Consider the following 12,812-nt stretch of genomic DNA (forward strand, 5'->3'; position numbering starts at 1 on the left):
CTTACTTTGACCAATTTGTTAAATTATAATTAGCACTTGAGACAAAGGAGTGCTAATGAGGTGAAGACATGATTACAAATAGGCAATTAAGCATTTTAAATGCAATTGTTGAAGATTATGTTGATTTAGGACAACCGATAGGTTCTAAAACCTTAATTGATAGACATAACTTAAATGTAAGCCCAGCTACTATTAGAAATGAAATGAAGTATTTGGAAGAGTTGAATTTTTTAGAAAAAATACATTCATCTTCAGGGCGTGCACCTTCTGAACAAGGTTTTAGATTATACGTCAATCAATTGTTAAAACAAACATCTCATCAAAAACAAAATAAAGTTCAACGTTTAAATCAACTTTTGATTGAGAATCATTATGATATTTCTTCAGCCCTTAGTTATTTTGCTGATGAATTATCAATAAAATCTCAATATGCAACGTTGGTTGTTCGACCTAATCACAAAACAGATATTATAAATAATGTTCATTTGATTCGTGCAAATTCGTCTATAATTATAATGGTCATCATCTATAATTCTGGACATGTAGAACATTTACATTTAAGTGAATCAATGGAGTTTGACGATGAAAGGTTAACAAGGATTTCAAATTTTCTGACTGATAATTATTATAAAAGTCAATTTGATTTTAATAAGAAATTAAAACAATTTACAAATTCTATTGCGGAACAATCCTTTATAAATGAATTAACTATCATGCTAACTTCTCATCTCCATAAACAAAGTAATAGCATTTTTATGGGTGGAAAGGTTAAACTTATTGATGCACTGAACGAAACCAATGTTTCTTCTATTCAGCCAATTTTACAATATCTAGAATCAGAAAAAATTATCGAGTTACTAGAAGATATTTCCACTTCTGAAATTAATGTTAAAATTGGCCACGAAATAGATGAAGGGTTAAGTGATATTTCAATTATAACGAGCCAGTACCATTTTGATGATGCACTAAAAGGACAAATTGCGGTTATCGGACCAACTGCGATGCATTATCAAAATGTGATTCAATTACTTAATCAAATATGGTGAATCTAATTGTAATTATATTGGAGGGCATAAAATGACAGAAAAAGACGAATCAGTGAAAAATAACACTGAACATACTGAAGAAAATGAAAACGTTAAAAACGAAGCGTCGTCTTCAAATGATGTAGAAAATAATCCTTCTGAAGAAGAATTAAATAATGAATCTACATCTGAACATGATAATGAAGATAAAAATGATCAATCTAAAGACGAAGAAATTCAACAATTACAATTAAAAGCAAATGAAAATGAAGAAAAATATTTAAGATTATATGCTGAATTCGAAAATTATAAGCGTCGAATTCGAAATGAAAATGAAACAAATAAAAAATATCAAGCTCAACCCGTGCTTACTGATATTTTACCTACTATCGATAACATTGAACGTGCACTTCAAATTGAGGGTGATGACGAATCATTTAAATCTCTCAAAAAAGGCGTTCAAATGATTCATGAAAGCTTATTAAGAGCATTAAAAGACAATGGCTTAGAAGAAATTGAATCTGAAGGTCAAGAATTCGATCCAAACTTCCATCAAGCTGTTGTTCAAGATGACAATCCTGATTTCAATTCTGGTGAAATCACTCAAGAATTACAAAAAGGGTATAAATTAAAAGATAGAGTTTTAAGACCATCTATGGTCAAAGTTAATCAATAAGATTTAAATTTGAAAAATTTTTAAAATTGGAGGAATTTTATTATGAGTAAAGTAATAGGTATTGACTTAGGTACTACAAATTCTTGCGTATCTGTATTAGAAGGAGACGAACCTAAAGTAATTCAAAATCCTGAAGGTGCTAGAACAACTCCATCAGTTGTGGCATTTAAAAATGGAGAAACTCAAGTAGGTGAAGTTGCTAAACGTCAAGCAATTACAAACCCAAATACTGTACAATCAATTAAACGTCATATGGGTACAGATTATAAAGTAGATATTGACGGCAAATCATATACACCACAAGAACTTTCAGCAATGATTTTACAAAATTTAAAAAACACTGCTGAAAGTTATTTAGGAGATAAAGTGGATAAAGCAGTAATTACTGTACCTGCTTATTTCAATGATGCTGAACGTCAAGCTACTAAAGATGCTGGTAAAATTGCTGGTTTAGAAGTAGAACGTATCATTAACGAACCAACAGCTGCAGCATTAGCTTATGGTTTAGATAAAACTGAACAAGATCAAAAAGTTTTAGTATTTGACTTAGGCGGCGGTACTTTCGACGTTTCTATTCTTGAATTAGGCGATGGTGTATTCGAAGTATTATCAACTGCAGGGGATAACAAACTTGGAGGGGACGACTTTGACCAAGTAATCATCGACTATTTAGTATCAGAATTCAAAAAAGAAAATGGTGTTGACTTATCACAAGATAAAATGGCGTTACAACGTCTTAAAGACGCTGCAGAAAAAGCTAAAAAAGATTTATCTGGTGTATCTCAAACACAAATCTCATTACCATTCATTTCAGCTGGAGAAAATGGTCCATTACACTTAGAAATCAACTTAACTCGTTCTAAATTTGAAGAATTAGCTGATTCATTAATCAGAAGAACAATGGAACCAACTCGTCAAGCACTTAAAGATGCTGGCTTATCTACTTCTGAAATTGATGAAGTTATCCTAGTTGGTGGTTCAACTCGTATTCCTGCAGTACAAGAAGCAGTTAAAAAAGAAATTGGTAAAGAACCTCATAAAGGTGTAAACCCAGATGAAGTTGTTGCAATGGGTGCTGCTATCCAAGGTGGCGTAATTACTGGTGATGTTAAAGACGTTGTATTATTAGACGTAACTCCATTATCATTAGGTATCGAAATTATGGGTGGTCGTATGAATACGTTAATTGAACGTAATACAACAATTCCAACATCAAAATCTCAAGTATATTCAACAGCAGCTGACAATCAACCAGCAGTAGACATTCACGTATTACAAGGTGAACGTCCAATGGCTTCAGATAATAAAACATTAGGTAGATTCCAATTAACTGATATTCCACCAGCTCCACGTGGTGTACCTCAAATTGAAGTAACATTTGATATTGATAAAAACGGTATCGTAAACGTTACTGCAAAAGACTTAGGTACAAATAAAGAACAAAATATCACTATTCAATCAAGTTCTGCATTATCTGATGAAGAAATTGATCGTATGGTTAAAGATGCTGAAGAAAATGCTGAAGCAGATAAACAACGTCGTGAAGAAGTAGACTTAAGAAACGAAGCAGACAGCTTAGTATTCCAAGTTGAAAAAACAATTAAAGACTTAGGTGAAAATATCAGTGAAGAAGACAAATCAAATGCTGAAAGCAAAAAAGATGCGCTTAAATCAGCATTAGAAGGTCAAGATTTAGATGATATTAAAGCTAAAAAAGAAGAATTAGAACAAGTAATTCAAGAATTATCTGCTAAAGTATATCAACAAGCTCAACAAGCTCAACAACAAGCACAAGGTAGTTCACAACAATCAAATGATAGCAATGTTGAAGACGCTGAGTTCAAAGAAGTTAAAGACGACGAAGATAAAAAATAAAGCTAATCGTTTATAACGTTTACTATGTAAACATTTATAAATGTAAGCCAAAAAGTCAAAGTCAATTGAACATTGGCTTTGACTTTTTCTTTTATAGTTAAGATACTTGAGTATGTGTTTAAATTATAAAATTTAGAAAGGGAGAGATACTTGTGGCTAAAAGAGATTATTATGAAGTTCTTGGCGTAAGTAAAGATGCTTCAAAAGATGAAATAAAAAAAGCATATCGTAAATTATCAAAAAAATATCATCCGGACATCAATAAAGAAGAAGGCGCCGATGAAAAGTTTAAAGAAATTTCTGAAGCATACGAAGTTCTAAGTGATGACAATAAACGTGCAAATTATGATCAATTTGGACATAGCGGTGCCCAAGGTGGATTTGGTAGTCAAGGATTTGGTGGACAAGACTTCAGTGGCTTCGGTGGAGGCTTTGAAGATATATTTAGCTCATTCTTTGGTGGTTCACGTCAAAGAGATCCAAATGCACCTAGAAAAGGTGACGACTTACAATACACTATGACTTTAGAATTCGATGAAGCTGTTTTTGGTACAAAAAAAGAAATTTCTATTCGAAAAGATGTTACCTGTCATACATGTCATGGTGATGGTGCTAAACCAGGCACAAGTAAAAAAACATGTAGCTATTGTCATGGTTCAGGACATGTATCTGTTGAACAAAATACAATTTTAGGACGCGTAAGAACTGAGCAAACTTGTCCTAAGTGTGAGGGTAGTGGTCAAGAATTTGAAGAACCATGTCCAACTTGTCATGGTAAAGGGACTGAAAATAAAACAGTAAAATTAGAAGTAACTGTACCTGAAGGTGTAGACAATGAACAACAAATCCGTCTTGCTGGTGAAGGTGCACCTGGTGAAAATGGCGGTCCTCATGGTGATCTTTATGTAGTATTCCGTGTTAAACCTTCTGATAAATTTAGAAGAGATGGCGATGATTTATTCTATGAACTTAACATTAGCTTCCCACAAGCATCACTTGGCGATGAAATCAAAGTACCAACTCTAAACAGTAATGTTATGCTTACAATTCCTGCTGGTACTCAAACTGGTAAACAATTCCGTCTTAAAGAGAAAGGCGTTAAAAATGTTCATGGATATGGACATGGTGATTTATTTGTTAATATAAAAGTTGTCACACCAAATAAACTAACTGATAGACAAAAAGAATTAATGAGAGAATTTGCGGAAATCAGTGGTGAAAATCCGGAAGAACAACCTTCTAATTTTAAAGACAAAGCTCGTAAATTCTTTAGAGGTGAATAATCATGAACTGGACAGAATTTGCAGTCACTGTAAATCATGAAGTTGAACCTTTAGTCACTAACATATTAGAAAACTATGGTTCAAATGGAGTAGTTATAGAAGATTCAAATGATTTAATTAATCAACCTACTGATAAATTTGGTGAAATCTACGAATTAAAAAAAGAAGATTATCCTGAACAAGGTGTGAGATTAAAAGCATACTTTAACGAATTGAAATATAACACTCAATTTAAAAATAAATTAAAAAATGAAATATTAAATTTGGACCTTATAGATGATTCAGTAGTTGAGTTTTCAGCAAAGACTATTGCTGAAGTAGATTGGGCTAATGAATGGAAAAACTATTTTCATCCTTTTAGAGCTTCTGAGAGATTTACGATTGTTCCAAGTTGGGAAGATTATTCAAAAGAATCAGAAGATGAATTGTGTATAGAATTAGATCCCGGAATGGCTTTTGGTACTGGAGATCATCCAACAACAAGTATGTGTCTAAAAGCGATTGAAACTTATGTAACACCAGATTCTTCAGTTATTGATGTAGGTACAGGTTCTGGTATATTAAGTATCGCTAGTCACTTATTAGGTGTTAAAAGAATTAAAGCCTTAGATATAGACGAAATGGCTGTTGGTGTGGCTAAGGAGAATTTTAGAAAAAATCATTGCGAAAATGCTATTGAAGCAATTCCCGGTAATTTATTAAAAGAAGAAAATGAAAAATTTGATGTAGTTATCGCAAATATTTTAGCTCATATTATTGATGAAATGATTGAAGATGCTTATAATACACTAAATGAAGATGGTTATTTTATAACTTCAGGTATTATAGAAGAAAAACATGAAGATATACTGTCACATATGAAGCGTGTTGGATTTAATATTGTATCAATCAATCATGACAATGGATGGGTTTGCATTGTTGGTCAGAAAGTGAGTGAATAATTTGCAACGATACTTTATCAATCAAAACGCTGATGAGAATCAGCGTTTTTTTATTACCAATGAAGAAGATATACATCATATCAAAAATGTAATGAGAAATACGATTGGTAACAAAATTATAATTAATTTTAATGATAAAAAAGTATTTATTACTGAAATTACACATATAAGTTCTAATCAAATTGAAGTTTTACCAATAAACCAATTAGATATTGACACTGAATTACCAGTTGATGTAACGATTTGTAGTGGTTTAATAAAAGCTGATAAATATGAATGGTTGCTTCAAAAAAGTACAGAATTGGGTGCCAATCATTTTATTTCAGTGGGTATGGATCGATCTGTAGTTAAATTACAAGAGAACAAGGTACAAAAGAAAATAGATAGATGGCAAAAGATTGTAAAAGAAGCTGCTGAACAAAGTTATAGACTTGTTATTCCAGATGTTAAATTTCAGTCGAATTTAAAAGTAATTTATGATACCATAAATAATTATGACTATGTGTTAATAGCATATGAAGACGAAGCCAAGCATGGTGAAAAAAGTCGATTTAAAAATATTTTAAACAACTTTCAAACGAATGATCGTGTGTTAATCATATTTGGACCTGAAGGTGGTTTTTCCGATAAGGAAATTGATCTCTTTAGGGAGGTAAGCTTAAACATTGGTTTAGGCCCTAGAATATTAAGAGCAGAAACTGCGCCACTATATGCACTTAGTGCTATAAGTTTTGAGAAAGAATTGATGGGGTGAATTAAATGGCAACAGTAGCGTTTCATACTTTAGGTTGTAAAGTAAACCATTATGAAACTGAAGCAATATGGCAATTATTTAAAGATGCTAATTATGAAAGAGTAGATTTTGAAACTAATGCAGATGTATATGTCATTAATACTTGCACCGTGACTAATACAGGTGATAAAAAAAGTAGACAAGTCATTAGAAGAGCAATACGTCGTAATCCTGATGCAGTAGTATGTGTTACAGGTTGTTATGCACAAACATCTTCTGCTGAAATTATGGAGATTCCAGGCGTAGATGTCGTTGTTGGTACTCAAGACAGACATAAATTACTTAGTTATATTGATCAATTTAGAGAAGAACGTCAACCAATTAATGGTGTTGGAAATATTATGAAAAATCGTACATATGAAGAATTAGATGTACCTTATTTTACGGATAGAACTCGTGCATCTCTAAAAATCCAAGAAGGTTGTAATAACTTTTGTACGTTTTGTATTATTCCATGGGCACGTGGTTTAATGCGCTCTAGAGATCCTGAAAAAGTAGTTGAACAAGCAACACAATTAGTTCAATCTGGATATAAAGAAATTGTATTAACTGGTATTCATACCGGTGGATACGGTCAAGATTTAAAAAATTATAATTTAGCTCAATTACTCAGAGATCTTGAGGAAATTGATGGTTTAGAAAGAATTAGAATTTCTTCAATTGAAGCCAGTCAACTTACTGATGAAGTCATTGATGTTCTAAAAAATTCTAATAAAGTGGTTAGACATTTACATGTACCATTACAATCAGGTTCAGATACAGTATTAAAACGTATGCGCCGTAAATATACTATGGAACATTTTTCTGAAAGACTAACAAAGTTACATGATGCATTACCTGATTTAGCGGTTACAAGTGATGTTATAGTAGGTTTCCCAGGAGAAACTGCAGAAGAATTCCAAGAAACATATGATTTTATAGTTAAACATAAATTCTCAGAGTTACATGTTTTCCCGTATTCACAACGTATTGGTACACCTGCTGCACGTATGGATGATCAAATTGATGAGTCAATTAAAAATGAACGTGTACATAAACTTATTGCTTTAAGTGACCAACTTGCTAAAGAATACGCATCAAAATTTGAAAATGAAGTTTTAGAAGTGATTCCAGAAGAAGTAGGAGAAACAAAAGATACATTAGTAGGTTACGCAGATAATTATATGAAAGTTGAATTTGAGGGTAGTGAGGATTTAATCGGTGAGATTGTTAAAGTTAAAATTAATAAAGCTGATTATCCAATTAACATTGGTAGTGCAGTTAGAATCGTTAATCATGCTACTAATAAAACTGAAGAAGGCGTATTATTATAAATTTTTGAAATTATAAAGATTTATAATTGACCATAATTATTTCATATATTATACTAAATAAAGCATAGTTAATTATTTCTATGCAATTATTGACTTTAAGTTTCGTTGATATTTGGAGGGAGGGAAATACAGATGTCTAAAACAGTAGTACGTAAAAACGAATCACTAGAAGATGCATTACGTAGATTTAAACGTTCAGTATCTAAAAGTGGTACTATCCAAGAAGTACGTAAACGTGAATTTTACGAAAAACCAAGTGTAAGACGTAAGAAAAAATCAGAAGCTGCACGTAAACGTAAATTCAAATAATTAATAGCTCTGTTGACTCCCTCAACATGAATGTTAATTATATATATATTCTCTCAATTAGTTAAGCTAATTGAGAGTTTTTTTATATCATTGTAATACTATAATATAGTATTTATTTCATGTATAATTTAATTGAGAGCGAGGTGAGATAATGATAAGTATAAATTTGATACATATCGAGAATACTTTTGCTTCATTGAATCATTCATGGTTGGGTGATATGTCAAATATCATTGTTAATCCTATTGTTTTATTAATTCTTACATGTATTATCTTTTTAGGTTTTTTATATCAACTTTATTCTAAAAGGATAAATATTTTAGGTATTTTAGCTTCTCTAGCGTTACTTATTCTATTTCTAGGGTTTTTAATTAATGGCGATGTCAATTTGATTTCAATTTTATTGTTTTTCATAGGTATCATCTTAGTAATAATAGAACTATTCATTGTTGGAGCAGTAATTGGAATTATAGGAATAGTGCTTATTATTGTTAGTATGATTATGTTAGGAGATAATATTTTAGTTATGCTCTTTAATGTTATTGTCGCTTTAATACTTTCTATTATAGAATGGGTGATTTTGGTGAAAGTGTTTAATCGTAAAATACCATTTTTTGATAAAGTGATATTGAATGATTCAACGAGTACAGAAGCTGGTTATAGATCTCATGATGATCGTTCTTACTTAGTGGGAAAAACTGCGTATACTACTACTGATTTAAGACCTGCTGGAATCATAACTTTAGATGACAAAAGAATTGATGCTGTTTCTGACGGTACATTTATCTTGAGAAATAAAAAAGTAAAAATTTTAGAGGTAGAAGGTAGTAGAGTAGTTGTAAGAGAAATAAAAATATAAAAGGAGTAAAGTCAATGTTAAATATTGGAATTATAATTATTGCGATTATTATAATAGTTGCTTTATTATTATTATTTTCATTTGTACCAGTCGGATTATGGATTTCCGCTATTGCTGCAGGTGTAAAAGTTAGTATTGCTACACTTGTAGGAATGCGACTTCGTAGAGTATCTCCTCGTAAAGTGATAGGTCCTCTTATTAAAGCTCATAAAGCAGGACTAAATTTAACAACAAATCAATTGGAATCTCATTATCTAGCTGGTGGTAATGTAGATAGAGTAGTGGATGCCAACATAGCAGCTCAACGTGCAGATATCAATTTACCTTTTGAAAGAGGTGCCGCAATAGACTTAGCAGGACGCGATGTCTTAGAAGCTGTTCAAATGTCTGTTAATCCCAAAGTAATCGAAACTCCCTTTATTGCCGGTGTTGCGATGAACGGTATCGAAGTTAAAGCTAAAGCTAGAATTACAGTAAGAGCTAATATTTCTAGACTTGTAGGTGGTTCTGGAGAAGAAACAATTATTGCACGAGTTGGTGAAGGTATTGTTTCCACAATTGGTTCTAGTGAACATCATACACAAGTACTAGAAAATCCTGATAATATTTCTAAAACAGTATTAAGTAAAGGATTGGATTCAGGAACAGCATTCGAAATTTTATCAATTGATATTGCAGATGTAGATATCGGTAAAAATATCGGCGCTGATTTACAAACGGAACAAGCACTCGCAGATAAAAATATTGCTCAAGCTAAAGCTGAGGAACGACGTGCTATGGCTGTTGCCTCTGAACAAGAAATGAAAGCACGTGTTCAAGAAATGCGTGCTAAGGTAGTAGAAGCTGAATCAGAAGTACCACTAGCGATGGCTGAAGCTTTACGTAAAGGTAATATTGGAGTAAAAGATTACTATAATTTAAAAAATGTAGAAGCAGATACAGGTATGAGAAACGCTATTAATAAACGTACCGAACAAAATGACGATGAATCACCAAATTAAATAGAGGGGTGATTAAATGAATATTGGAATTCTTATATTCGTTATTTCTGTGATTGTTACTGGTATTAGTGCAATGAGAGATAAAAGTCATGAACAACGAAAAAATCAAACGCCTCCACACAAAAATACACAAAGACCTACGCAAAACACACCAAGAAAAAAAGGTATTTTTGAACAGATAGAAGAAGCTTTTAATGAGATGGCATCAGAATTTGATGAAGAAGAACAAAATAAAAAAACATCATCACCAAAACCATCTTCTAAAAAAGAAACGGTTCACAGTGATAAAAATCTTAAAAAAGAAATTAAGACTGAACATCCTCGTGGAGAATTAAAACGGTTTGAAACTAAACAATCTCATACCGAAAAAGTGCCTTCTAAAGATAGTGATTCAACTTCACGAGAGAGATCTCAAAGTGAAAAAGATATTAAAAAACAGTTAGAAGACTCGCTATCAAAAGAATTATTTAATGTGAGATCTGAAATTGACAAAGAAAAAGAAAAACAACTTTCTTTAATTGAAAAGAAAGCTAAAGAAATTATTAATGATAAGTACTTATCTGAAAAAACGAAACGTTATAAACTGAATCAATTACTCAATAGTAAATCTATTGAAAAAAATATGACACATCAAACGTTTCAATTTGACAATGACCCGATAGTTGATGGGATTATTTGGCAAGAAATACTAAATAAACCTAAAAAATTATAAGGGTTATAAATAAAAGAATAAGACAACATTTATTGTTTCATTCTGACCTTTACAAGAGACTTTCTACGTGGAAGTCTCTTTATTTATGCTCCTAATATGTTAAGATGCGCCTAAAACACATATTGTTCTTGGTACTTTTTATTATGTTATATTATCTTAGGTTAATTATTCATTCAAAACATTTAAATTTGTATACTTTATCATTGTTTAGTAAAATTTATATGAAAGATTAATTATTAATGAATATGTTTTATGTGAAAAGGAGCGCTTTTATGCCAGGAATAATTCAAATAGATAACATCAACCATTCTCAAGCTTTAATTGGTAATAATGATGAACATTTAAAATCGATTGAAGAAGCATTTGATGTTATCATACATGCTCGTGGGCAAGAAATTGCAGTAAAAGGTCAAGTATTAGAGCATGTTGAAAAAGCAGAATTAGTTCTTAAAAATTTATTAAAGGTAATTGAGTTAGGACATTCAATTACATTAAAAGATGTTGAGGCTGCCATAAAGATGGCTAAAAATGACACTATTCAATATCTATTGGATTTATATGATGAAGAGATTACTAAAGATGCCTTTGGTAAAACAATTCGTGCAAAAACAATGGGGCAACGTCTTTATATTAATGCTATGAAACGTAATGATTTAGTGTTTGGTATAGGTCCTGCTGGAACAGGTAAAACTTTCCTTGCAGTTGTTTATGCTGCAAAACAATTAAGAAAAGGAACAGTAAAAAGAATTGTTTTAACAAGACCAGCTGTAGAAGCTGGTGAATCATTAGGTTTCTTACCAGGAGATTTAAAAGAAAAAGTTGATCCATATTTAAGACCTCTTTATGATGGTTTAAATACTGTCCTAGGTAGAGAACAAACAGCACGTTTTATTGAACGAGGTACAATTGAAATTGCTCCCTTAGCGTATATGAGGGGTAGAACTCTAGATGATGCATTTGTCATTTTAGATGAAGCTCAAAATACAACACATGCACAAATGAAAATGTTTTTAACTCGTCTAGGATTTGGTTCAAAAATGGTTGTAACTGGAGACCAAACTCAAATTGACTTACCAAAAGGTGTTAAAAGTGGATTAAAAGAAGCTATTAAGAACCTTCGTGGTGTTAAAGGAATAAATATAATGGAACTAGATCAAAGTGATGTAGTACGACACCCATTAGTAAGTAAAATTATCGAACGTTATGAAGGAGACAATTAAATGTTTACGATTGATTTCAATGATCATACAAACTTAGTTAAAGATGAATGGTATCATCAAATCGAAGACTTAATTAACTTTGCTAAAGAAAAAGAAAACATTCATGAAGATGCTGAATTGTCAGTTACTTTTGTAAATAAAGATGAAATTCAAGAAATAAATAAAAATTATCGAGATAAAGATAGAGTGACTGATGTTATTTCTTTTGCACTTGAAGAAGATGAACCAGATATTATTGGTTTAGATATTCCTAGAGTGTTAGGAGATATTATTATTTGTACTGATGTAGCTAAGGAACAAGCTGAATCTTATAATCATTCATTTGAAAGAGAACTTGGTTTTTTAGCTTTACATGGTTTTTTACACTTATTAGGATATGATCATATGAATGAAGAAGATGAAAAAGAAATGTTTGGACGCCAAAAAGAAATTTTAAACGCATATGGATTGACTAGAGATTAAATTTTTAAAACGATTTAAATACACTTTTGATGGTTTAAAAACACTTCTTCAAAAAGATCACAATTATCTAATACACTTAATATTCGCATTCATAGCTATCATTTTAGGAATTATCGTAAGACTTTCAACTGTAGAATGGTTGTTTATTTTGTTAAGCATCACTTTGGTACTTACGCTTGAGGCTGTGAATACAGCTATAGAATGCGTCGTAGATTTAGTTACTTCTGACTATCACGAATTAGCTAAACAAGCTAAAGATATTGCCGCCTTTAGTGTTATGGTTGTTTCAATCTTTGCACTAATTATGGGTTTAATGATTTTTATACCTCACATCTTTTTTTAA

The 12,812-nt window shown here is 31.4% G+C and carries 14 protein-coding genes; all 14 read left to right on the forward strand.

From position 1 onward, the window contains the following. The first annotated feature begins 68 nt into the window (after window positions 1-68). The 14 genes from hrcA (at window position 69) to MHI13_RS05870 (ending at window position 12,812) form a co-directional block, all read left to right on the forward strand. A complete protein-coding gene (gene hrcA, locus MHI13_RS05805) occupies window positions 69-1,046 on the forward strand; it encodes a heat-inducible transcriptional repressor HrcA (protein ID WP_048761586.1) in 978 nt (325 codons plus the stop codon). A gap of 31 nt (window positions 1,047-1,077) precedes the next feature. Further along, window positions 1,078-1,701 carry a nucleotide exchange factor GrpE gene (grpE, locus tag MHI13_RS05810; RefSeq protein WP_019834861.1) on the forward strand — a complete coding sequence of 208 codons (624 nt, stop codon included), beginning with the start codon at window positions 1,078-1,080 and terminating at the stop codon, window positions 1,699-1,701. A 42-nt stretch (window positions 1,702-1,743) separates the two neighbouring features. Continuing rightward, on the forward strand, window positions 1,744-3,576 hold the full coding sequence (gene dnaK, locus MHI13_RS05815) for a molecular chaperone DnaK (protein ID WP_017176208.1): 1,833 nt from the start codon (window positions 1,744-1,746) through the stop codon (window positions 3,574-3,576). A gap of 152 nt (window positions 3,577-3,728) precedes the next feature. Next, entirely contained in the window at window positions 3,729-4,859 is a 1,131-nt protein-coding gene (gene dnaJ, locus MHI13_RS05820; RefSeq protein ID WP_017176209.1) for a molecular chaperone DnaJ, read from the forward strand. A gap of 2 nt (window positions 4,860-4,861) precedes the next feature. Continuing rightward, window positions 4,862-5,800, forward strand: a complete 939-nt coding sequence (gene prmA, locus MHI13_RS05825; protein WP_017176210.1) for a 50S ribosomal protein L11 methyltransferase — start codon at window positions 4,862-4,864, stop codon at window positions 5,798-5,800. 1 nt (window position 5,801) lies between these two features. Beyond that, on the forward strand, window positions 5,802-6,554 hold the full coding sequence (locus tag MHI13_RS05830; protein ID WP_048681515.1) for a 16S rRNA (uracil(1498)-N(3))-methyltransferase: 753 nt from the start codon (window positions 5,802-5,804) through the stop codon (window positions 6,552-6,554). 5 nt (window positions 6,555-6,559) lie between these two features. After that, window positions 6,560-7,906: a tRNA (N(6)-L-threonylcarbamoyladenosine(37)-C(2))-methylthiotransferase MtaB gene (gene mtaB, locus MHI13_RS05835; protein ID WP_017176212.1), complete on the forward strand. Its 1,347-nt coding sequence runs from the start codon at window positions 6,560-6,562 to the stop codon at window positions 7,904-7,906. Window positions 7,907-8,038: 132 nt separating this feature from the next. Continuing rightward, window positions 8,039-8,215 carry a 30S ribosomal protein S21 gene (gene rpsU / locus MHI13_RS05840; protein WP_002449867.1) on the forward strand — a complete coding sequence of 59 codons (177 nt, stop codon included), beginning with the start codon at window positions 8,039-8,041 and terminating at the stop codon, window positions 8,213-8,215. 151 nt (window positions 8,216-8,366) lie between these two features. Then, window positions 8,367-9,074, forward strand: coding sequence for an NfeD family protein (locus MHI13_RS05845; RefSeq protein WP_017176213.1), 708 nt, complete (start codon window positions 8,367-8,369; stop codon window positions 9,072-9,074). 14 nt (window positions 9,075-9,088) lie between these two features. Further along, window positions 9,089-10,075, forward strand: a complete 987-nt coding sequence (gene floA, locus MHI13_RS05850; RefSeq protein WP_017176214.1) for a flotillin-like protein FloA — start codon at window positions 9,089-9,091, stop codon at window positions 10,073-10,075. Between the two features lie 16 nt (window positions 10,076-10,091). Then, window positions 10,092-10,787, forward strand: a complete 696-nt coding sequence (locus tag MHI13_RS05855) for a hypothetical protein (RefSeq protein WP_070548471.1) — start codon at window positions 10,092-10,094, stop codon at window positions 10,785-10,787. Between the two features lie 272 nt (window positions 10,788-11,059). After that, window positions 11,060-12,007 carry a PhoH family protein gene (locus MHI13_RS05860; RefSeq protein WP_002449734.1) on the forward strand — a complete coding sequence of 316 codons (948 nt, stop codon included), beginning with the start codon at window positions 11,060-11,062 and terminating at the stop codon, window positions 12,005-12,007. Beyond that, window positions 12,008-12,469, forward strand: a complete 462-nt coding sequence (gene ybeY / locus MHI13_RS05865; protein ID WP_048761591.1) for an rRNA maturation RNase YbeY — start codon at window positions 12,008-12,010, stop codon at window positions 12,467-12,469. Continuing rightward, the gene (locus tag MHI13_RS05870; protein WP_029376821.1) at window positions 12,465-12,812 is read left to right on the forward strand and encodes a diacylglycerol kinase family protein; all 348 of its coding nucleotides are present in this window, start codon (window positions 12,465-12,467) and stop codon (window positions 12,810-12,812) included. The genes ybeY and MHI13_RS05870 overlap by 5 nt, the downstream gene beginning before the upstream one ends.

The organism is Staphylococcus sp. FSL K6-0223 (assembly GCF_038008285.1).